General features: G+C 67.7%; 14 protein-coding genes and 2 pseudogenes. 4 read left to right on the plus strand and 12 right to left on the minus strand.

The genetic code is table 11. The features are described 5' to 3' along the window. Positions 1-74: 74 nt before the first annotated feature. The 5 genes and pseudogenes from MSM1_RS01295 to MSM1_RS01315 all read right to left on the minus strand — a co-directional run bounded on the left by MSM1_RS01295 (position 75) and on the right by MSM1_RS01315 (position 5,239). Positions 75-635 (minus strand): LppA family lipoprotein, encoded by a 561-nt coding sequence (locus MSM1_RS01295; protein WP_213439836.1) that lies wholly within the window; start codon positions 633-635, stop codon positions 75-77. Then, a pseudogene (locus MSM1_RS22640) lies at positions 635-2,271 on the minus strand (alpha/beta hydrolase). Before MSM1_RS22640 ends, MSM1_RS01295 begins: the two are co-directional and overlap by 1 nt. A gap of 3 nt (positions 2,272-2,274) precedes the next feature. Then, a complete protein-coding gene (locus MSM1_RS01305; protein ID WP_213439837.1) occupies positions 2,275-2,616 on the minus strand; it encodes a hypothetical protein in 342 nt (113 codons plus the stop codon). Positions 2,617-2,843: 227 nt separating this feature from the next. Beyond that, positions 2,844-4,652: a long-chain-acyl-CoA synthetase FadD6 gene (fadD6, locus tag MSM1_RS01310; protein ID WP_213439838.1), complete on the minus strand. Its 1,809-nt coding sequence runs from the start codon at positions 4,650-4,652 to the stop codon at positions 2,844-2,846. Between the two features lie 32 nt (positions 4,653-4,684). After that, complete coding sequence (locus MSM1_RS01315; RefSeq protein ID WP_213439839.1) at positions 4,685-5,239, minus strand: TIGR00730 family Rossman fold protein; 555 nt, start codon at positions 5,237-5,239, stop codon at positions 4,685-4,687. A 166-nt stretch (positions 5,240-5,405) separates the two neighbouring features. On the opposite strand from MSM1_RS01315, the gene MSM1_RS01320 reads away from it, so the two are divergent. Continuing rightward, the gene (locus MSM1_RS01320; RefSeq protein WP_213441258.1) at positions 5,406-7,607 is read left to right on the plus strand and encodes an AAA family ATPase; all 2,202 of its coding nucleotides are present in this window, start codon (positions 5,406-5,408) and stop codon (positions 7,605-7,607) included. A 5-nt stretch (positions 7,608-7,612) separates the two neighbouring features. Here MSM1_RS01320 and dapE read toward each other — a convergent pair whose 3' ends face one another. Continuing rightward, positions 7,613-8,698, minus strand: coding sequence for a succinyl-diaminopimelate desuccinylase (gene dapE, locus MSM1_RS01325; protein ID WP_213439840.1), 1,086 nt, complete (start codon positions 8,696-8,698; stop codon positions 7,613-7,615). Positions 8,699-8,802: 104 nt separating this feature from the next. Here dapE and dapD point away from each other — a divergent pair, with 104 nt between their 5' ends. Then, positions 8,803-9,756, plus strand: coding sequence for a 2,3,4,5-tetrahydropyridine-2,6-dicarboxylate N-succinyltransferase (gene dapD, locus MSM1_RS01330; RefSeq protein WP_213439841.1), 954 nt, complete (start codon positions 8,803-8,805; stop codon positions 9,754-9,756). Positions 9,757-9,835: 79 nt separating this feature from the next. On the opposite strand, the gene MSM1_RS01335 is transcribed toward dapD, so the two are convergent. The 3 genes from MSM1_RS01335 to pruA form a co-directional block, all read right to left on the minus strand. Then, positions 9,836-11,245 (minus strand): acyl-CoA synthetase, encoded by a 1,410-nt coding sequence (locus MSM1_RS01335; RefSeq protein WP_213439842.1) that lies wholly within the window; start codon positions 11,243-11,245, stop codon positions 9,836-9,838. A gap of 112 nt (positions 11,246-11,357) precedes the next feature. Further along, complete coding sequence (locus MSM1_RS01340; protein ID WP_213439843.1) at positions 11,358-12,326, minus strand: proline dehydrogenase family protein; 969 nt, start codon at positions 12,324-12,326, stop codon at positions 11,358-11,360. Next, a complete protein-coding gene (gene pruA, locus MSM1_RS01345) occupies positions 12,326-13,957 on the minus strand; it encodes an L-glutamate gamma-semialdehyde dehydrogenase (RefSeq protein WP_213439844.1) in 1,632 nt (543 codons plus the stop codon). The genes MSM1_RS01340 and pruA overlap by 1 nt, the downstream gene beginning before the upstream one ends. Positions 13,958-14,027: 70 nt before the next feature. Between pruA and MSM1_RS01350 the strand changes: the two genes are divergently transcribed. Together MSM1_RS01350 and MSM1_RS01355 are read left to right on the plus strand one after the other, a co-directional pair. After that, complete coding sequence (locus MSM1_RS01350; RefSeq protein ID WP_213439845.1) at positions 14,028-15,635, plus strand: CdaR family transcriptional regulator; 1,608 nt, start codon at positions 14,028-14,030, stop codon at positions 15,633-15,635. A gap of 188 nt (positions 15,636-15,823) precedes the next feature. Next, positions 15,824-17,383 (plus strand): HNH endonuclease signature motif containing protein, encoded by a 1,560-nt coding sequence (locus tag MSM1_RS01355; protein WP_213439846.1) that lies wholly within the window; start codon positions 15,824-15,826, stop codon positions 17,381-17,383. A gap of 26 nt (positions 17,384-17,409) precedes the next feature. Here the strand turns inward: MSM1_RS01355 and MSM1_RS01360 are convergent, their stop codons facing one another. The 3 genes and pseudogenes from MSM1_RS01360 to MSM1_RS01370 all read right to left on the minus strand — a co-directional run bounded on the left by MSM1_RS01360 (position 17,410) and on the right by MSM1_RS01370 (position 22,751). Then, on the minus strand, positions 17,410-18,324 hold the full coding sequence (locus MSM1_RS01360; protein WP_307857251.1) for a pseudouridine-5'-phosphate glycosidase: 915 nt from the start codon (positions 18,322-18,324) through the stop codon (positions 17,410-17,412). A 111-nt stretch (positions 18,325-18,435) separates the two neighbouring features. Then, positions 18,436-20,388 (minus strand): annotated as a pseudogene (locus MSM1_RS01365) (APC family permease); the annotation flags it as partial. 47 nt (positions 20,389-20,435) lie between these two features. Then, the gene (locus MSM1_RS01370) at positions 20,436-22,751 is read right to left on the minus strand and encodes an amino acid permease (protein ID WP_307857252.1); all 2,316 of its coding nucleotides are present in this window, start codon (positions 22,749-22,751) and stop codon (positions 20,436-20,438) included. Positions 22,752-22,921 lie beyond the last annotated feature (170 nt).

Here is a 22,921-nt window from a genome sequence, read left to right on the forward strand (position 1 = left end):
CCGGTCAATGTGCGCCGGTGTTAGCGGTGAAGAACTTTCGCGCGATTCACCCGCTTAGCCTGGCCCAGTCGGCGTTACGGATGTGGGGTCGGCGAAGGGCTTGACGTGTCGGTTTCACTGATGCGGCAGTCCGATTGGGCCGTGAGCGACGACGCTTTCTGGGTTCCGAGCTTGAATTCTACGCCGCCAGAACCGGAGAGGTACACGTCGTGATCGCCCGGTTTGTCCTTTATGACACCGTAATCGGTGGCACCGAATTGTTTTGCACCATCCTTGACAATCTGCACCGCTTGGGGCCATTTGTCATCCGGGATCGGCCCGCTGAACCCGACCATAAAATACGCGGCCTTGGCGCGGGTCCATACGTAATCGCCGCCACAGCCAGCCCAGGTATCCATGTCCATCGACCATGTCAGCCCCGGTACCAGCGCCGCGATGGCATCGGCCATCTGCGACACCGCGGCCCGGTACTGCTCCTTCGCGGCCTCCAGAGGCGGCTTGGAGCGCAAGCCATCCTCCAGCGCAGCGACCTTTTCCGGGCTCAACGGTCCCTCCTTTCCGCCGTCGCGATGGCCGCAACCCAGCGCCATACCCCAGAGGAGGAGCACCAATAGCCACACCATCGACCACCGCATCAATGACCACGCCGCGGTGCCCCCGGCATACCGCCACCCAGAATGGGAGGAAGCAGCGGCGCCGTCACTTTGTTATCCGGCAGTCCGGCAGCGATCGCAGCAAAGTTGTATCCAGACATCCGCAACTGCTGGTGGCCCATAGGGTCTTGAAACGTGCGGGGATAGTCAGCGTGGCCGTATACCCCATCGCGCCAAATGCCGCCGGGATCGAAACCCGCCTGCGACGACAGTTCGGTCATCCCCGACCCTGGAACGTAGGGATCCACACCCCAGCCATGCGCAGGCGCCAACGGCGCAACCAGGTTCGTAATGAGGTCATGCGGCGCCTGCATAACATAAGCGCGTCCGTGATCAAGCCCCAGCTGGGCCGGGCTGTACAGTTCCAGGCCAGGCGAACCGTAGAACACCGCATCGTTGACCGGGTGGGCGCCTTCGGCGTTAAGTTCCTGCAACGCCAGCGACGCCGTCAAGGACCCATAGGAGTGCCCCAGCACCGTCAGGTGGCCGGTGGGGTTGTGGTTTCGGACATGTTCCAAATACTTCGAGAGTTCCGCTGCACCGGCTTTGGCCTGGCCGTCGGTCATAGTCTTCAACAGATCCTGCGGGCTACCGGTGTTCAACGGGTTGGGTGGCGGGTTGTAGTTCATCCACGCGATCGTGGAAACGGACGTCGGCTTGCCCGCATTCTTAAGTTGTCGCATTTCCTCCCGCTGAAGACTGTAGGCCTCGCTGACCATGCCCGGCAAAGAGTCTTTAGTAGTGGAGCCGACACCGGGGACAGCCACCGACACGTTCGCGGCGGTGTCGGGATTGCCCACCGCCACCGCGGTGCCGACTTTCTGCGTCGGGTCGTCGGGGATCTGCAGCTCGGTCAGATAGGTCTCCGGCGCCTGGCTAAGCGCCTTGTCGATGGAGTCGAACTCGGCCATCCGGCTTTTCACGGCGCTGAGCTGATCACCGAGTGCCTGAAGCTCACCGCCGTCACCACCGTGTCGCGCCAACTGGTCATAGCGCGCCTGCAACTCGGCGATATGGCGTTGAAGTTTGGCCTGTTCCTCGCGCAACCGTTCCTGGTTGGCGTCACTTTCCCGCTGGGTGGGGGTCAGCCCCCGGGGGCCGATCGGCGAGCCCGCATCGGCTGGGATGGGCGTGTCGCCGTCGGCCATATTGATGGCGCTGGCCAGCTCCGCATCGACCGCGTTGGCCTCCGCCAGGATGGCATCCAACCGGGGTTGTAGCTGCTCTTCGGCGATCAAAGCCTCCATCGGCGGGCCTTTGAACGTCGAACTCGCCACGACCTTGTTGGCCAACGGATCGATCCACATGTGCAACTCGGCGGCATCGGCGCGCAATTGGCGCAGCTTAGCCTGCACGTTCTCGATGCCATCGGCGGCCTGGTCGGCGGCCCGACCCACCGCCAGCGCCTCGTTGCCATGAGCATCAAGATCGTTGCGGATCAGCGCATTTGGCGCTTCCTGGCCTCGCCGGTTTTGCCCTCCCAGGTGTCAAACACCGCCAACGACCCCAGTTGGCGCGACGCCTCCAAGGTGGCGTTCCCCCGCGCGGTGGCGGCGCGGAATACCGCACGCACCGCCTCGGCGCTCCACCGATCAATATCGGCCACCGTCAACGTCACGGCTCAATCCCCGAGCACACCATCTACCTCGCCGCCGGCGCCGCCCACCGCACGCAACCTCTCAGCGTTCTCGCGTTCCATCGCCGCGAAATCAATTGCGTCGCTATGCAGATTCAGCGCGTGCTCACCGACCCGGGTCAGCAACATGCGCGACGTCGCCAACCACGCCGCCATCCTGGTGTTCAGCGCCGCCGCAGATGTGCCCACCCAGCCCCATTGCGCGGCTTCTAACTCGTTATCCGAATCAAGATGCGCGATAGCCAGATCCTCACCCTGGCCGGTAACGTGCGCCGCCGAGCACACCAAGGCCTCCAGGTCGACCTGAAACTCTCGCTCAGTCGGCATCACCAGCACCTCGCCGTCGGAAGCAGAATGCGGCCGATGCATAATACGAGCAGCAGGGAACCGGCCACAAGTCACCACCAGCGTTGCCTAGCGGTCGCTTACCGCTCCCCCGGGCTCACGCCCGGGGTCGCCTACCGGCGTCCGTCTCTGGGCCGGCGCGCTCCCCCGGGCTCACGCCCGGGGTCGCCTACCGGCGTCCGTCTCTGGGCCGGCGCGCTCCCCCGGGCTCACGCCCGGGGTCGCTTACCGGCCGAAACCTCGTGCGGGTATTCGGCATAGAACGGCACATAGCCCTCGTCCCGGCCGGCCAACACGTACAGCGGGTCGTGTATGCCCGGGCCATAGGCCTGTGCGCGCAGGTCCACCTTGCGAACCTTGAACGTCGACGTGTAAGCCATCGACTCCACCACCCGCACGAACAGCGGCACCGCATAGTCCGGCAGCCGATCGTAGAGCCTGCGGGCCAGCGCCTTGCCGTCGAACTCCGCGCCGTCGCGCAGCTTGATCGCAGCCATCCCGGCGCGCCCACCGGCGCGCGGTACCTCGACGCCATACACCGCGCATTCCTCGACCGCCTCGTCGGTCGCCAGCGCCGCTTCAACCTGCGTAGTGGCGACATTCTCGCCCTTCCACCGGAACGTGTCGCCGAGCCGGTCCACGAACGCGGCGTGACCCATGCCCTGCGGGCACATCACGTCGCCGGAGTTGAACCAGCAATCGCTGTCGCGGAAAGCGTTGCGCACCAACTTCTTTTCGCTTGCCTCCGGATCGGTGTAGCCGTCGAACGGCTGCAATCGGTTGACCGGGCTCAGCAGCAGGCCGGGCTGTCCGCGCGGCACCCGGCGCACCCGGCCGGTCTCGTCGCGCAGCGGCTCGCCGGTGTCCGGATCGTAGTCCACATACGCACCCGGCATGGGCGAGATTCCGGTGGTCTTGGGAACGTTGAAGACGTTGATGAACGCGGTGTTGCCTTCGCTGGCGGCATAGAACTCGCACACCCGCTTAATGCCGAACCGTGCCGTGAACTCGTCCCAGATCTCCGGGCGCAGCCCGTTGCCGGCGATCAGCCGCACCCGATGCGCCCGATCGGTCGGCTTGCGCGGCTGGTTCAACAGGTAGCCGCAGAGCTCGCCGATATAGATGAACGCCGTCGCATCGCAGGCGATCACCTCGTCCCAGAACCGCGACGCGGAAAACGACCGGCCCAGCGCCAGCGTCGCTCCGGAATGGATCACCGACGCCAGCGCGACCGTCAGCGCGTTGTTGTGGTAGAGCGGCAGGCAGCTATACAGCGTGTCGGAGGCCTTCAGCCGCAGCCCCAGCCCGCCGAACGCGGCCAGCGCGCGCAGCCAGCGCTGATGCGACATCACGCTGGCTTTGGGGAATCCGGTAGTGCCCGAGGTGAAAATGTAAAATGCGGGGTCTTTGGCCCGTACTGCCGACGCGGACGGGGGGTTGGCGGTGGGCGCGGTGGCGGCGAGCCGCTGCAGGTGCTCCATCGTCAGCAACTTCGCACCGGGCCCGCCGCAGTCACCGACCGCGCTGACCAGGTCGGGCTCCACGACCAGGGCCTTGGCGTCCAACAGGCCCAGGCTGTGCGCCAGCACCTCGCCGCGCTGGTGGTAGTTGATCATGCCGGCGATCGCACCGCATTTGACCACGGCCAGCATCAGCAGCACCACGTCGGGCGAGTTGCGCAGCATGATCCCCACGACGTCGCCTCGGCCGACGCCGCGCCCGGCCAGCACCGCGGCATAGCGGTTGGCGGCGGCGTTGGCCTCGAGGTAGCTCAGCTGCCGGTCACCGAACCGCAGAAAGACCCGGTCCCCGAAACGAGCCGCCCGCCGCTGAAACACCGTTGCAATCGACGTCTTCGAATTCCGCCGGGGCAGTAGCCCCGTCGCCGCCCCGCGCACAATCACCGGCCAGTCGGCCAACACACCCGCAACCCCGGTCACCACATCGGCCGGGGAGACCCGCCTGAAGGCGCAGGCGCGGTGGGCGGCCAAGCCGTCCCTGGAGTCGCGAATCAGCATCGGTGGCCAGCCTAACCGGCCGGTCGACGCCCTCAGCCGGGCATGCAGGCCGCTAGCGCGGCGCCCACCTCGTCGACCACCACCAGCCGGTCCAAGGCAGCCCGGGAGACATAGCCGGTGTCAACCAGCCCGACAAGCCAGGCCCGCAGCCCGTCGTAGTGTCCGGCCGGGTCGAGCAGCACCACGGGCTTGTCATGCAAGCCGAGATAGCCCGCGGTCCACACCTCGAACAGCTCCTCCAGCGTGCCCAGGCCGCCGGGCAACGCGATAAACGCGTCGGCGCGCTCTTCCATGATCTGCTTACGCTCCCGCATGGTCTCGGTGACAATCAACTCGTCAGCGTCGTGGTCGGCCAGCTCACGGTGGACCAGCCTTTTGGGGATCACGCCGACGGTGCGCCCCCTGCGTGCCCGCGCCGCGGTGGCCAGAGCCCCCATCGCGGAGACGTTGCCCCCGCCCCAGACCAGGGTCCAGCCCCGCTCGGCGATCGCCTCGCCGAGTTGGGCGGCCAGCGCCAGCAGCTCGCGGTGGGTGGGTCTGGACGCGCAGTAGACGCAGACGGCCCACTCGCCGGGTGAATTGGGCACACACCGAAAGGTAGACCACCGGTTGTCGGCGTGCGCATTTCGCCCTATCGGCACGCCACCGCGCGGCGCGCCGTAAAATCCGGCAGTGCCGTGGGTAACCGCGCTGACGGACACCGAGCTGCACCGCGTGCAAACCGCCTTGCGGCATCCGCAGCGATCGGGCGTGATGCTGGCCGGGCCCGACGGCATCGGGAAAACCCTGCTGGCCGGCCTGGCCGCTGAGGGGTTCGCCCGCGAGCACCCGGTGAGCGTCGTCCGCTGGGTAAGGGGTACCGCCTCGGGGCGGTGCGTGCCCTTCGGCGCCTTCCGGCGGCTGATCGACGTCGCGCCCGAGGTCGGGCGCCCGGCCGAGCTGCTCAGGCTGGCCCGCGACACCCTCACCCGCCGGCACGACGATCTGGTGCTGGTGGTCGACGACGCGCACGAGCTGGACCACCTGTCGGCCACTTTGGTGTACCAATTGGCGCTGGCCACGTCGGCCCGGCTAGTGGTCACGCTCAGAGCCGAGACGCCGCTGCCACACGCCATTGCCGCGCTGACCTCCGACGGGCTGCTCGATCACGTCGACCCCCAGCCCCTGGATAGGGCGCGCACGGCCATAGTGCTGGAATCGGCGTTAGGCGCGGCGCTCGACGCGGACGCCCTGGAGCAGGTCGTCGCGCGCAGTCGGGGTAACCCACTGTACCTGCGGCATCTTGTCCAGGACGGCGGCTTGCTACGGGTGGACGGCGGCTGGCGGTGCCGCGACAAGCATCCCCTGCCGTTAGCGGGCCTGATCGACGCATACGTGGCCGGACTGCCCACCCCGGTGCGCACGGTGCTGAGCTACCTGGCCCTCGCGGAACCACTGACGCGGGCCGACCTGGCCGCGCTGGCCGGCCACCAGGCCGTTGCGCAGGCCGAAACGCTGGGCGCGGTCATCGCCGACGGCGAGGACCAGATCTATGCGGCCCATCCGCTCTATGGGCAACACGCCGGCGCTGCCCTGGGAGCCAAGGCGCGGGCGTTGCGCACGTCGCTGGTGGCGCAGTTGACCAAGCATCCGGTCACCCATGCCAGTGATCGGCTGCGACTGGCCGCCCTGGCCGCCGACAGCGACCAGCCGGGCGCGGTCGTGGACCTGGTGGCCGCGGCCAATTTGGCGCTGGGGCTGGGTGATCTGATGCTGGCCGAGCGGCTGGCGCGCACCGCCTTGGAGCGCTCGGGCGGGCTTGCGGCGCGACTGCCGTTGGCGCACGCGCTGGCTTGGCAGGGCCGCGGCCGCGAAGCCGACGCGCTACTGGCGGCGGTGAATCCCGACCAGCTGTCCGAGACCGAGCTGATGGCCTGGGCGCTGCCCCGCGCGGCGAACCAGTTCTGGATGCTCGGTGAGCCGGAGCGCGCCACCGCATTCCTGCAGACCACCCGCAACCGCATCTCGGCTCCGGCGGCGCGCGTCACGCTTGACGCGCTGGCGGCGACCTTCGCCATGAACGCGGGCTCTCCGCTGCGCGCGCTTCACTTGGCCCGCGAGGTGCTGGCCACGCCGCACGCCGACGAGACGGCCATCGGGTGGGCGGCCTCGACGGCGGCGCTGTGCTCGGCCCGCACCGGCCGGCTCGGTGACGTCGAGGCGCTCGCCGCCAAAGCGCTGACGGTTGCGCACCCGGGGTTGTTGCGGTTCACCAGCGGTTTCGGCCGGGTTACCGCGCTGGTGATGGCGGGACGCCTCAACGAGGCGCGCGCGGTGGCGCAGCGATACACCGATTTCGCTGAGCTGCAGCAGCCGGGCCGGGCGATCGGCGAGGTGCTGGTGGGCTATGTGGCGATCGCCGAGGGCGACTTCGAGGCCGCCGTTGCGCTGCTGGGGCGGGCCGCCGAGGCGTTGACCCCGACGGGCTACTCGTGGGGCCCACTGTCGTTGATGCTGCTCGCGCAGGCGCTCGGACAACAGGGTGAGCAATTTGAGGCAGCAAAGGTTTTCCACCGTGCCGAATCCCGGCATGGCCTGAAATCGGCCCTGTTCGCTCCCGAGCTGGCCCTGGCCGGGGCGTGGTCGAAAGCGGCGCGCGGCGACACGACGGGCGCGATCGATGCTGCCCGTAAAGCCGTGCAGGCCGCCGAACGCACCGGGCAAACGGCGATCGCGCTGCGCGCGCTACAGGATGCGGCCCGGCTCGGTGACACCCGCGCGGTGTATCGGGCCGAACGGCTGTCTTTTGAGGTGGACTGCGTGCTCGGCCGGCTCACCGTCGCCCATGCCCGCGCACTGGCAGCCGGGGATGCTCGCGCGCTGGCGGAGGTGGCCGATGGCTTGGCAGGCGCCGGGATGCGCCCGGCAGCCGCTGACGCCGCCGCGCAGGCGCGCCGCACCCGACCGGTCGGGTAGCGCTGTCAGGCAGCGGGGCCCCTCAGGTAGCGTCGGAGCATCTCTGCGGCGGTGGTGATCTGCGTAACCGCTACCCGTTCGTCGCGCCGGTGCGCCAGGTTGGGGTCACCGGGCCCGTAGTTGACCGCCGGGATACCCAGAGCGGCGAATCGCGACACGTCGGTCCAGCCGTATTTCGCGCGGACCCGCCCGGCGGCGGCCGCGACCAGGGCCCTGGCGGCGGGCTCGGATAAGCCGGGTAGCGCGCCGGGGGCGGCGTCGGTCTGCTCGATTTGCACGTCGAGCCCGTCGAACACCTCGCGCACATGGTGCAGCGCCGCGGCCACCGAGCGGTCGGGGGCGAAGCGGTAGTTGACGGTCACCGACGCCGCGTCGGGTATCACGTTGCCGGCAACGCCGCCCTCGATACGCACCGCCGACAATCCCTCCCGGTAGGCGCAGCCATCAATTTCGACCGTTCGGGCCTGATATCCCGCCAACCGGTCCAGCACCGCACCGAGCTTGTGGATGGCGTTGTCCCCCAGCCAGGAGCGCGCGGAATGAGCGCGGGTTCCCGTCGTGTGGATGACGGCCCGCAGCGTGCCCTGACAGCCGGCCTCGACATAGCCACCGGTCGGCTCGCCCAGAATGGCCACGTCGGCGCGCAGCCACTCCGGCAACTCGCGTTGGATGCGGCCCAATCCGTTTGCCGCTGCGTCGATTTCCTCGCAGTCGTAGAACACCAGTGTCAGGTCGTGTACGGGCTCGGCGATCGTGGCGGCGAGGTGAAGAAAGACCGCGCAACCGGATTTCATGTCCACGGCCCCGCAGCCGTGCAGGAGCTCGCCGTCTTCACCCGCCGAGCGGCGGCTGGGCAGGTTTCCGGCCACCGGGATCGTGTCGAGATGCCCGGCCAGCAGCACCCGCGACGGCCGGTGGCGGCGGGTGCGCGCCAGCACCGCGTTGCCGTTGCGGATGATCTCGAAGCCCGACGTTTGCGCACGCAGCGCCGCCTCCACCTCATCGGCGATGCGCGCTTCCTGTCGCGACTCGCTGGGGATGTCGACCAGCGCCGCGGTTAGCTCGACCGGATCCCCGCGCAGGTCCAACACGGCCCCAGCCTAGCGGGTGCTTCCCCGGTGCCGGGCAAACACAAAAGCCCCCTTTTTCACCGGCGTGTCGGGGCTTTGCGTCTGCTCGGCCAGGGGAAAGTAATGTGACCAGCGTGACAGGAGCTTCGGGCATCGGGTTGGCGACGCTGGCCGCCGACGGGTCGGTTCTCGACACCTGGTTTCCCGCACCGGAATTGATCGAGTCGGATCACAGCGGCACCACGCGGATACCGCTGAGCGAGGCCCCCGAGGGCCTGGCCGGTCTGGTCGGCCGCGACGAGGACCGCGGCACCGAAACAGTCGTCGTTCGCACCATGATCGCCTCGCTGGATGATGTCGCCGCCGACGCCTACGATGCCTACCTGCGGCTGCATCTGTTGTCGCACCGGCTGGTCGCGCCGCACGGGCTGAACGCCGGCGGGCTTTTTGGGGTGCTGGCCAACGTGGTGTGGACTAATCACGGGCCCTGCGCGGTGGACGGTTTCGAGGCGGTGCGGGCGCGGCTGCGCCGCCGCGGCCCGGTGGTCGTCTACGGCATCGACAAGTTTCCCCGGATGGTTGACTACGTGATCCCGGGCGGGGTCCGCATCGCCGACGCTGATCGGGTGCGGCTCGGCGCTCACCTGGCACCGGGTACCACGGTGATGCACGAGGGATTCGTCAACTACAACGCCGGCACGCTGGGCGCTTCCATGGTGGAGGGTCGCATCTCGGCGGGCGTGGTGGTCGGCGACGGCTCCGACATCGGCGGCGGAGCCTCCATCATGGGTACGCTGTCCGGCGGGGGCAAGCATGTCATTTCGATCGGCAAACGCTGCCTGCTGGGGGCCAATTCCGGGCTGGGCATCTCTCTGGGCGATGACTGCGTCATCGAGGCCGGCCTGTATGTGACCGCGGGCACCAAGGTCAGCCTGCCCGACGGCACGTCAGTCAAGGCCCAGGAACTGTCCGGCTGCAGCAATCTGCTGTTTCGCCGCAATTCGCTGAGCGGTGCCGTGGAGGTGGTGTCGCGCGACGGTCGGGGCATCGACTTGAACCCCGATCTGCACGCCAATTAGCAGCTGAGCCCGCCGCGCCGCCGGGGGCTGACATCCGCGACGGGGCCGCGGCGCCGGGAACAGACCCCGGCCCGCTGCCCTATGCCATCAGCTCCTTCTTGAGCACCTTACCCATCGGGTTGCGAGGCAACGCATCGACAATCCGCACCTCGCGTGGCCGCTTGTGCAATGAAAGTTGTTGAGCGACAAATGAGATCAAGTCACTCGGCTGGGCGTCCCCGACGACGAACGCGACGATGCGCTGACCTAGATCCTCGTCGGGCAGTCCGACGACCGCCACCTCCGCGACCCCCGGGTGCCCGAGCAGCGCCGTCTCGATTTCCCCGGCGCCGACGCGATATCCCCCCGACTTGATCAGATCGACCGACTCGCGTCCCACGATGCGGTGCATCCCACCACTATCGACGACCGCGACATCACCGGTGCGGTACCAGCCGCCGGCGTCGAACGCATCCGCGGTGGCATCCGGGCGGCCCAGGTACCCGTCGAACAACGTGGGACCCCGAACCTGCAGCCGCCCAACGGTCTTTGCGTCATGCGGAACTTCGGTTCCGGTGTCGTCGAGCAACCGGGTCTGCACACCGTCCAGCGGCAAACCGACCCAGCCCGGGCGGCGCTCGCCGTCGGCGCGAGTGGACAGCGTGATCAGCGATTCGGTGGTGCCGTAGCGTTCGACAGGAGCATGACCGGTCAGCCGCGCTAGTTGCTCGAACACCGGAACCGGCAGCGGCGCGCTGCCAGACACCAGCAACCGTGCCGAACGCAGCACATTGGCCGCCGCCGGGTCGGCCACCACGCGCGACCACACCGTCGGAACGCCGAAATACAGCGTGCCGCAGGCAGAAGCGGCCCGAGCATATTCAGCCGGTGTGGGTTTCCCGGTGTGCACGAAGCGGTTTCCGATACGAAGCGATCCGAGCAGCCCCAGCACCAAGCCGTGCACGTGGAACAGCGGAAGTCCGTGTACCAACGTGTCCTCGGCGGTCCACTGCCAGGCCTGCGCCAGCGCGTCCAGGTCCGCGGCGATCGCCCGCCGGCTCAGCTGCACCCCTTTCGGCGGACCGGTAGTCCCCGAGGTGTAGATCACCAGCGCGATGGCATCCGCGGACGGCTCCGGATAACTGTGCCCGGCTCGGGCCTGCAACCGCACCGGGATATGGGGCAGACCCTCTCCTTCCGCCGGACGCTCCCCCAGCCAGGCCTGCGCCCCGGAGTCGGCAAGGATGTGCCGGCGCTCGGCCACGCCGACTTCGTCGGGCACCGGGACCGCAACGACACCGGCCAGCACGCAGCCGGTGATCGCCAGCACGGTCGACACCGTCGGTGTGGCCAGCACGGCAACCCGCTGTGCGCCACCGACCCGCTCGGCCACCGCCATCGCGGCCCCGACCAGGTCGCTGCGGCTGAGCGTGACGCCGCCGATGCGAACAGCGTCGGGGAGATCACGTCCGGCGGTCGCCGCCGAGGGATCCAGGGAGGTCAGCAGCATGCCAGCGAGGTTACCGCCCGCCTTCCGGGGTGTTGCCGGGGCCGCGGCCATTGCGGCCGCCGCTGCGCGTGGGGCGCTCACCGCGGCCGCGAGAGGAGCCACCGCACCGGCCTCAGCGCCCACGTTGCGTCAGCGCCCGCAAGAAGAACCCCACGTTCGCCGGGCGCTCGGCCAGCCGCCGCACGAAATACCCGTACCACTGGGTGCCGAACGGCACGTACACCCGCACGCGACTCCCGGCGCCGACCAGCCGCCGCTGCTCGGCATCGCGGATGCCATAGAGCATCTGGTACTCGAAATCGTCAGCACCACGCCCGGATTCGGCAGCAAGTGCGGGCACGGCGTTGATCACGGCCGGGTCATGCGACGCCACCATCGGGTAGCCCGAGCCGGCCATCAGCACCCGAAGGCACCGCAGATAGGCGTCGGTGACGGCGGCGCGCCCACGATAGGCTACCGGCGCCGGCTCGTCGTAAGCACCCTTGACCAGCCGGGTCCGCGCACCGGCGGCAGCGAATTCCTCGCAATCGGCCAGTGTCCGCCGCAGGTATGCCTGCAACACCACGCCCAGCCACGGGAAGTCGGCCCGCAGCTCGCGCACGATCGCCAGCGTGGAGTCCGTGGTCGCGGAGCTTTCAGCGTCCACGGTCACCCACACGCCAGCGCGCTGCGCCGCGGCGCAAATCGCAGACACGTTCTCTCGGGCGATCTTCTCGCCGTCGTGGCCCAGCGCCTGCCCCAGCGCGGAGAGCTTCAGCGACACCTCCAGGGGCCGAACGCCGTTGCTGCCGGCCGCTGCACACCGGCCCAGCGCATCGATCACATCCAGATAGACGTGCACGGCCGCGGTTGCGCCGCCGCGGTCGGTGGTCTCTTCTCCCAGGTAGTCGATGCTGACGTAGCGGTCCGACTCCCGCAGGGCCGTGACGGTTGCCAGCACGGCGTCGAGGGTCTCCGCCGGCACGAACCGGCGCACCACCTTGCGGGTCACCGGCATACGTTCGGCGGCACGGCGCAACCCGGTGGAACGGCTGGCGGCCAGGATCGCCGGCCGTGCCGTGCTGGCGAACAACCCGGACATCACTCGGCGGCCAGGTGCGGATAGGTGTGGTCTGTCGGCGGGACGAAGAGCTCCTTGATCGAACGCGCCGACGTCCAGCGCAGCAGATTCAGCATCGACCCGGCCTTGTCGTTGGTTCCCGACCCGCGTGAGCCACCGAACGGCTGCTGCCCCACCACGGAACCGGTCGGCTTGTCGTTGACATAGAAGTTGCCGGCCGCGAACCGCAACCGCTCTTGCGCGGCGGCAACCGCGTCGCGGTCCTCGGCGATAACGGCGCCGGTCAGCGCGTAGCGCGAGCCGGTGTCGATGACGTCGAGGATCCGCTCGTAGTGCTCGTCGGGGTAGATATGCACCGACAGGATCGGCCCGAAGTACTCCGTCGAGAATGCCTCGTCGGCGGGGTCGTCACCCAGCAGCACGGTGGGCCGAACGAAATAGCCCACGCTGTCGTCATATTCGCCGCCGACCGCGATGGTGATGCCGGCAGTGCCCTTGGCTCGCTCGATAGCGTTGACGTTTTTGGCGAAGGCACGTTCGTCGATCAGCGCGCCGCCGAAGTTGGACAGGTCGGTGACATCGCCGTACCGCAGTGCCGCGACGGCATCCAGGAATTCGTCGCCCATCCGCTGCCACACCGACTGCGCGATGAACGCTCGAGACGCCGCCGAGCACTTCTGCCCCTGGTACTCGAACGCGCCCCGGAGCAACGCCGTGCGTAGCACGTCGGGCCGCGCTGAGGCGTGGGCCACCACGAAGTCTTTGCCCCCGGTCTCACCGACCACCCGCGGATAGCTGAGGTAGCGACCGACATTGGCGCCGACCTGTCGCCACAGGTGCTGGAAGGTGGCGGCCGACCCGGTGAAGTGGATACCCGCCAGCCGCGAGTCAGCCAGGGCCACATCGGAAACCGCATACCCGTCGCCCGTGACCATATTGATCACGCCCGGTGGCAGCCCGGCGGCCTCGAGCAACTGCATCGTCAGATACGCCGCGAATGTCTGGGTGATCGACGGTTTCCACACGACGGTGTTGCCCATCAGCGCCGGCGCGGTCGGCAGGTTGCCGGCGATCGCCGAGAAATTGAACGGCGTGATCGCGTAGACGAAGCCGTCCAACGGGCGGTAGTCGATGCGATTCCACTGCCCCGGGGGGCTGATCGGCTGTTGCGCGAGAATCTGGCGGGCGAACGCCACGTTGAACCGCCAGAAGTCGGCGAGCTCGCACGCCGCGTCGATCTCGGCCTGGTAGACCGACTTGGACTGGCCGAGCATGGTCGCGGCGACCATCTTTTCCCGCCACGGCCCGGTCAGCAGATCGGCGGCGCGCAATAAGACCGCGGCGCGCTCGTCGAACGGTGTTGCCGCCCAATGTTGTCTGGCGGCCATGGCGGCGTCGATCGCGGCCGCGGCGTCCGCGTGGGTGGCGTTGGTCAGCATGCCCAGTGTCGCGGCATGCCGATGCGGTTGCACGACATCGATGCGCTCCCCGTTGCCCATCCGGTGCTCGCCCGCGATGACATGGGGCAAATCGATCGGCTCGCCGGCCAGCGCGGCCAGCGCGGCGCGCACCCGGGCGCGTTCGGGGGAATGCGGCGCGTAATCACGTGCCGGCTCGTTGCGCGGCGGGGGTAGCTGGGTAATCGCGTCCATGCTCTCAGGATCGCGCGGGCCGGGCTTGATGCGATTAGCCAATCAGACAAGGAAGATAGGCTATTGTCGTATGATCGGACAATATACGGGCCCCGGGGTCGGGTTGGGCCAGCTGCTGCTCGCGTTGGATGCGACCATGGTGAGCCTGGTGGCCGCGCCCCGCGGCCTGGATCTGCCGGTGGCGTCGGCGGCACTGGTGGATTCCGACGATCTGCGGCTGGGCCTGGCGACCGGCGCGGACTCGGCCGACGTTTTCTTTCTGCTCGGCGTCACCGACGATGAGGCGCTGGGATGGATTGGCAAACCGGGTGGGCGGCCCCCGGTGGCCATCTTTGTCAAACGGCCCTCCGATGAGCTGGTGGCCGGTGCGGCGATGGCCGGGACCGCCGTGGTGGCCGTGGAGCCGCGGGCCCGGTGGGAGCGGTTGTACCGGCTGGTCAACCACGTGCTCGAATATCGCCGCGCCGACCCGCTGACGGACTCGGGCATCGACCTGTTCGGTCTGGCCCAGTCGTTGGCCGACCGCATCCACGGGATGGTCAGCATCGAGGACGAGCAGTCGCATGTACTCGCTTATTCGGCATCCAACGACGAGGCCGACGAGTTGCGCCGGCTGTCCATCCTGGGTCGTGCCGGCCCGCCCGAGCATCTGGAATGGATTGCCCAATGGGGCATCTTCGATGCGCTGCGAACCGGTGACCGGGTGGTGCATGTCGCGGAGCGACCCGAGTTGGGGCTGCGGCCGCGGCTGGCGATCGGAATTCACCAGCCACCGGTCGACGCGCGCCGCGCGCCGGTGTTCGCGGGCACCATCTGGGTCCAGCAGGGTTCGCGACCACTGGCCGAGGACGCCGATGACATGCTGCGTGGCGCCGCGGTGCTGGCGGCCCGCATCATGTCGCGGCTGGCCACCCGGCCCTCGGTAGATGCGCTGCGGGTGCAGCAACTGTTGGGGCTGCGGGAGGTAGACCCGGTCGAAGGCGGATCTCCCGGCGACACCGTCGCGCTCATCGCCCGCGAACTCGGCATTCCCCCCGATGGACAAGCCGCCGTGATCGGCTTCCAAGCCACCGATCACCGGGTCCGGTTGGCCGACGTCTTAGCGTTGAGCGCCAGCGCTTTTCGTGGTGACGCTCAGGTCACCTCGCAAGGCTCGCGAGTATATGTGCTGCTGCCGCAGACTGCGAACGCCCGGTCGGTTACCTCGTGGATCCGCGGCACGATCGCCGCGCTGCGCACCGAGCTGGGTCTTGAGCTGCGGGCGGTCATCGCCGCGCCGCTCACCGGCCTGGCCGGGGCCGCCGCGGCGCGCCAAGAGGTTGACCGGGTGCTCGACAGCGCCGAGCGCCACCCGATGTCAATCGGTCAGGTGACATCACCCGCCGAGGCGCGCACCACCGTGCTGCTCGACGAGATCGTCACGATGGTGGGCGCCGACGAGCGGCTGGTCGATCCACGGGTGCGCGACCTGCGTGCGCGGGAGCCCGCTCTCGCCGAGACACTGCGGGCTTACCTGGACAGCTTCGGCGATGTCGCCGCCGCCGCGAGATGGCTGCACGTGCACCCCAACACCGTGCGCTACCGGGTGCGCCGAATCGAGAAATTGCTGTCCACGTCGCTGGCCGATCCCGATGCGCGGCTGCTGCTTTCGCTCGGTCTGCGAGCGACCGAGCGGTGAACCTCGAATCCCGACGTGCTCGGCGCCGACCGCCGAACGACCGCGGCCTGCCCTGCCGCCTGCCCGCGGGGCTTGCGGCGTGCCGGCCCTGCGGCTTGCCCGCGGGGTTGTCCACAGTTAGGTGGTTATCCACACGGAGTGGTTGCGGGCGGCGCCGCGTGTCGGTGACGGCCACTACAGTCGCCTGTATGTTCGATGGCTCGGTGCCGGCCGGTGCGGCACTGGCGCACGCCGATGACGCGACGCTGGTGGCGGCGATCGGCGGGTGGGCGCGCGTGGAGGCCGCCGCCTCGGCGCGCCGGCTGGCGGCCATCGCCGAATTAGTCGCTCGCCGAGTCCAAGGCGGTTCCCCGGAGCGGGGACGATGGTCATGCGATAACTGGGATGCCATGGCCGCTGAAGTGGCTGCCGCCCAGGGTATTAGCCACGGCATGGCGTTGGGGCAGATGTATCTGGGTGTGGCCCTGCGCGACCGGCTGCCCCTCGTGGGCGCGTTGTTCGCCGAGGGCACGATCGGGGCCCGGTTGGTGGCGACGATCGTATGGCACACCGAATTGATCAAAGACCCTGAAATTCTGCGGCTAGTCGATAAGGCTCTGGCCGAGGACGCGGCACGCTTCGGGCCGCTATCTGCGAACAAGACCAGCCAGGCCATCGAGGCGTTGGTGGATCGATATGACCCGGGGGCGTTGCGGCGCACCCGGGCAAACGCGCGCAGTCGCGATGTGGTGATCGACTGCGCAAACCAGCAGGCGGGCACCGCGGCGCTGTGGGGCCGACTGTTTGCCACCGACGCGGCGGTGTTGGATCGCCGGCTCACCCAGATGGCCCATGACGTGTGTGAGGACGATCCGCGCACCACCGCTCAGCGTCGTGCCGATGCGCTGGGGGCGCTGGCGGGCGGGGCCGAGCGGCTGGCCTGTTGCTGCGGCAACGCCGACTGCCCGGTCGGCGCCGGCGGTCATGAGCGGGCGGCGGGGGTGGTCATCCATGTCGTCGCCGAGGCCTCGGCGCTTGACACCCGCCCTGATCCGCACATCTCGGGTGAGCCGCCCACGCCGCGACCCATCACCCGCGACACCCCGCTGGCTGAGGCGCTGGCTCCCGACCCCGAACCCGATCCGCCGGTCGGCGGGTCCACACCGGCTGCCGTGCTCACTACCGGTGGGGTGATACCCAACTCCTTGCTGGCCGAGTTGATCCGAAGCGGTGCCAAGCTCCGGCCGGTGTGCCATCCCGGTGAGGCGGTGGCGCCCGAGGCGGGTTATCGCCCCTCGGCCGCGCTGGAGCGGTTTACTCGGTGCCGGGATATGACCTGCCGATTTCCCAACTGCGATCGGCCCGCCGAGTTCTGCGACGTCGACCACACCATCCCATGGCCGCTCGGCCCGACCCATCCGTCGAACTTGAAATGCCTTTGCAAAAAGCATCATTTGCTCAAAACGTTCTGGACCGGGGTGAACGGATGGTCCGATCAGCAGCTGCCCGATGGCACCGTCATCTGGACATCGCCAAGCGGGCACACCTACACCACTCGCCCGGCAAGTCTCCTGCTGTTTCCCGCCCTGTGCCTGCCCACCGGCGAATTGCCTGCGACCCCAACGGTCTATCAACCGCCGCGTGACCGCGGGATCATGATGCCCAAGCGTCGCCGCACCCGCGAACACGACCGCGCCCGCCGCATCGACGCCGAGCGGGCACTCAACGCCGCCCACATCGCCGAGCGCAACCACCCGCCACCCTTTTAGGGAGCGGCATGTCCGGAGGGTCTGGATCATCCGGCGGCGTACGCCGCGGCGACCTCCGCCGCCAGCCGCGCGTTGGACAACACCAGCGCGACGTTGGCGGCCACCGACGCGCCGTGCGTTTCGCGGTGGAAGAAGTCCAGCAGGAACGGCGTCACGTCCTTGCCGCGCACGCCGCTCGCCTCGGCGGCGGCCAGCCCGGCGGCGAGCACTCGGTCGTGCAGCTCGCGGTCCATCTCGTCGTCGGCCGCGATCGGGTTGGCCAGCACCAGCCCGTAGCCATCGGTGCCCAAGCGACGGCGGGCGCGCAGCACGTCGGCGGCCTGCGCCGGGGTCTCCACCCGCCAGCCGATCGGGTAGCCGGAGTCGGCGAGATAGAAGCCGGGAAACCGGTCGGTGCGGTAGCCGATCACCCCGATATTGAGGGTCTCCAGCCGCTCCAGGGTGGCCGCGACGTCCAGGATGGACTTGACGCCCGCGCACACCACCAGCACCCCGGTACGCGACAGGGTCATGAGATCTGCGGACTCGTCCCAGCTGTCACGTGCCCCCCGGTGCACACCACCCAGCCCGCCGGTGGCCACAACCATGATGCCGGCCGCGGCCGCGAAGTGCGCGGTCGAGGCGACCGTCGTCGCACCGTCCCCGCCTCGGGCCGCTAACGCCGCGGCGTCGCGGACGCTGACCTTGACCACCGCCTCGCTGTCCGCGATGCGCCGCAGCAACGGATCGTCCAGGCCGATGTGGGGCTCGCCGCCGACGATCCCAATGGTGGCCGGAACCGCCCCGCCGGAGCGCACGGCCTGCTCGATCTCACGCGCGATGCGCAGGTTGTCGGGACGCGGCAGGCCGTGGCTGATGATCGTGCTCTCCAGCGCGACGACGGGCCTGCCCGCGGCCAGCGCCTCGGCGACCTCGGGGTGGATTCGCACATGGCTAAGCACGGATTACACCCTACGTGGCCGGGCATCACTCGGGCTCCCGCGAGCCGCCGAGACGGTCGCGTGCTGACGGCTTTTTTCGGCCGGAAAACGGCTGCAGTACTAAGCCGTGCTGACCTCGTGCTCGAGTTGTCGCCTGCCGCCGTCGGGGATCGCCCGGGCGATCCGGGACCCGATGTCGTAGGGCACGATTATCGCGGTCGCACCCGGGATGCGGCTGACGGCCCGCGCCATCTTTTCCGCGGTCGCGTCGTGAAGCAGCCGGCCCACCAGCGGCGCATATTCCCGGCGCGGCAACAGCACCGTCACCTTGGTGGCTGGATGTTCGTGCAGTGCCCGCAAAACCAGCTCTTGGGCGGCCCGGCCGAGATGACGATCCGGGCAGTCGACCACCCACAGTGGAGTGTCGCCATCGAAGTGCTCCCAACTCTCGCGCAACTGCGCGGCATGAGCCGCATCGACCACGAAGTGCACCGCGGTCAGCTCGTCGGCGCGCAATTCCTTTCCGTAGCGCAGTGCCGCTATCTCCGCGAGGTCAATCGAATCCACAAAGAGAAACACCTGATGTCGCGCATAGTTGAACAACTCGGGGCGCTCGTGTTCGGTGCGCGACATCTCCAAAACGGCGGCCTCGGCGCGGTATTGCCGGTTGAGCCGCATCAACGCGAACACCAGCAGCGGGAAAACGACAACTACCAGCCACGCCCCCTGAGTGAACTTCGTCACCGCGAAGATTCCCACCACAATCGTCGACATGATGCCGGCGGACAGGTTCATCACCATCTTGCTTCGCCAGCCGGACTGTCGGTGCGTCAGATGGTATTTGGCCATACCGTAGCCGGCCATCGCAAAGCCGGTGAACACACCCATCGCATAAAACGGCACCAGCCTGTGCACCGAGCCACCGGTCGCCAGCAACAACACCACCGACAGCACGGTAAGCCAGAGAATGCCGTTGGAGAACACCAACCGATGGCCGCGCTTGGTCAGCGGCCGCGGCAGAAAACGGTCCTCGGCGACAAAGCTGGTCAGCGCCGGAAAACCGTTGAAACTCGAATTAGCGCCGGTGAACAGGATCGCTGCGCTCGCCGCCTGCAACAGCAAGTACAAGCTGTTGCCAATCACTCCGCTGCCGAAAACCGCGCGGCCGACTTCGGACAGCATCGACGGATAGCCCGCCGCGTACGGTGTGGCGCGGGTGGCGTGCACCAGATAGACCACGCCAACCAACGACAACCCAAGGATACACGCCATTGCGGTCAGCACCCGGCGGGCATTGCGGCCCTGCGGTTTACGAAAGACATCGACAGCGTTGGAAATCACCTCGACTCCGGTCAGCGACGTGCCGCCGTTAGCGAAAGCGCGCAGCAAAACCAGAATCGTCGCGCCCATCACCAGCCCGTTGCCCTGATGGACCGGCACCGAGCCGACAATGTGCGCCGGATCGTATTTCGGTAAACCCCAGATGATTTCACGAAACACACCGATGGCGATCATCAGAGTCAGCATGATGACAAAGGAGTAGGTAGACATCGCGAATATCCGCCCCGACTGCCGCATTCCGCGCAAATTGGCGTAACAAATCAGCAGCACCGCAGCCACAGTGATTTCCACGTGGTAGGGACGCAGCTGCGGTATCGCCGACACCACGGCCACCGTGCCCGCGGCAGGCTGGACCGCCACCGTGACCACATAGTCGATCAGCAGCGCCGCGGCGGCGATCTGCGCCACCCGGGGACCGAAGTTCTCCCGCGCCACCACATAAGAGCCACCGGCACGGGTGTAGGCCATGACAACGTGCCGGTACGACGTTGCCACCAGCGCCAAAACCAGCAAGATGACACCGGTGATCGGAAGCACCAGCACGAACGCGGCTAGCCCGGCACTCGGCAACAGCGAGATCATAATCTGCTCGGGACCGTACGCGGTCGAGGAGATCGCGTCTGGGGAAAGCGCGCCAAGCGCAACGGGATTCGACAAGCTCTCCGAGTCCAGGTGCTCACTGGTCAGCGGCTTTCCCAAAAGGAGGCGTTTGCACACGTCGGCGATCGACGGCCGAACGGTTATCCGCTCGCCCGATGCTGTGACGGCCGCAGTTGCCGTAGCCGATGTTGTCACAACACCTCACTTTCTCGGTATTCGACGACGTGGTATGCGGGGTGGACCATCGATAGCGCCCGGCCGCCGTTTCGGCGTGCTTTCCCGCTAACCTGCAGCAGTTGACCCGGGCGGATGTCCGCACCCTGCCCGGCAGGGAACATAACCTCGACGTCGCCGCTGTCATCGGCCACCACGACCCGCCGAAACATTCGCCGGCCCTTGCTGATCTCTTCGACCCGGCTGACCCGGCCCTCAATGGTCGCCCACCGCCCGGCGATGAGGCCTCCCACCGCGGTAACCGCCGCAGGCAAGTGGAGATGCTGATAGTCCTCACCCCGCGACACCCACCGGTGCGCGGCACCGACCGCCCGTGCGCTCCATCGCCCGAGGCGGCCGGGGATGGCCTGCGCGATCCGGGAGTCGATGTCGTAGGGCACGATGAGCGCCGTCGCACCCGGGACTCGGCTCACCGCCCGGCCCATCTTGTCCGCGGTGCGATCATGAAGCAGCCGGCCTATCAGCGGTGCGTAGCTGCGGCGCGGCAACACCACCGTCACCTTGGTGTTTGGATGCTCGTTTCGCTCTCGCAGGACCAGTTCTTGTGCGGCCCGGCTGAGGTGACGATCCGGGCAGTCGAGCATCCGCAGCGGGATATCGGGATCAAAACGCTCCCAGCGCCGCTGCAACCGCGCGCCATGAGCCGCGTCCACCACGAAGTGCACCGCGACCAATTCGTCCGGCTGCAATTCCTTGGCATAGCGCAGCGCCTCTCGCTCGGCGAGGTCGACCGAATCGACGAACACGAACATCCGATGCCGCGCATACTCGGCCGGCTCGTGGCGTCCGTCACGCGACATCTGCAAAACGGCTGCCTCCGCGCGATACTGCCGGTTCAACCGCATCAATATGAACACCAGCACGGGGAAGGCAACGACTACTAGCCAGGCCCCCTCGGTGAACTTGGCCACCGCGAAGATCCCCACCACGAGCGTCGACATTATCCCCGCGGACAGGTTGATCACGAGCTTGTGGCGCCACCCGGGCTGCCGGTGCGTGAGATGGTGTTTGGTCATGCCGTAGCCGGCCATCGCGAATGCGCTGAACACGCCCATGGCGAAAAGCGGTACCAGCGCGTTGACCGAGCCGTGCGTTACCAGCAGCAATGCCACCGCCAGCACAGTCAGCGTGATGATCGCCGTGGAGAACACCAGGCGATGACCGCGTTTCATCAGCGGGCGGGGCAGAAAACGGTCCTCGGCGACGAAATTTGCCAGCGCGGGAAAGCCGTTGAAGCTGGTATTCGCCCCGTTGTACAAGATCGCCGCACTCGACGCTTGCAGGGAAAGGTACAGAATGTTCCCGATCACCCCACCGCCGAAGACCGCGCGACCCACCTCCGAGAGCATCGACGGGTACCCGGCCACATACGGAGTAGCCCGGGTGGCATAAGCCAGCCATGCTACGCCCGCGAGCAAAAGGCCCAGAATCCAGGCCATTACCGTGAGCACGCGTCGAGCGTTGGGGCCTTGTGGGTCGCGAAAGACGTTGACAGTGTTGGAGATTGCCTCGACTCCCGTCAGCGACGAGCCGCCGTTTGCGAACGCCCGCAGTATCACCAAGATGGTGGCACCCATCACCAACCCGTTACCTTGATGGACCGACACCGCTCCGGCAAGATGCGTCGGATCGTATTTCGGCAAGTCCCCGAAGGCCTCACGTATAACCCCGATGACGGTCATCACGGTCAGCATCGCAACGAACCAATACGTCGGCACCGCAAATGTCCGGCCCGCCTCCCGCAATCCGCGTAGGTTGGCATAACAAAAAAGCAGCACCGCCCCAACGGTGATTTCCAGGCTGTAGGGGCCCAGCGGGGGAATCGCCGAGGCAACCGCCACCGTGCCCGCGGCGCACTGGATCGCGACCGTAACCACGTAGTCGATCAACAATGCGGCGGCAGCGATCTGCGCAACCCGGGGTCCGAAATTCTCCCTCGCTACCACATACGAACCGCCGGCCCGCGTGTAGGCCATGACGACCTGCCGGTACGACGCCGCCACCAACGCCAGAATCAGCAAGATCACGCCGGTGATCGGAAGCAACAACGTGAACGCGGCCATGCCGGCGGCGGGCAGCAATTCGATCATGATCTGCTCGGGCCCGTAGGCGGTCGATGAGATCGCGTCCGGTGAAAGCGCGCCCAGAGCAACCGGATTCGATAATCGCTCCATCTCCAACCGCTCACTGATCAGCGGCTTTCCCAGAAAAATTCGCTTGCCCACGTCGGAGAAAGACACCGGAGTGCCCAACCGGCGAGCCGAGGTTCTCACATCACGTCCTAACCCGATGAGAGCTGGCCGAAAACTGTCGCATAGAGTATTGGCAGCTCCTCGAACCACCGTGTTTCGCCGCCGTTTCCACCATGTTTCGTCCTGTTACCATCGCTGAAATCGCCGACCGGCAACGAGGTCGATGGCAGCAGAGAAATGAAGAGAAATTC

Origin of the sequence: Mycobacterium sp. SM1 (assembly GCF_018361265.1) — a bacterium.
In the GTDB taxonomy this organism is placed as follows: domain Bacteria; phylum Actinomycetota; class Actinomycetes; order Mycobacteriales; family Mycobacteriaceae; genus Mycobacterium.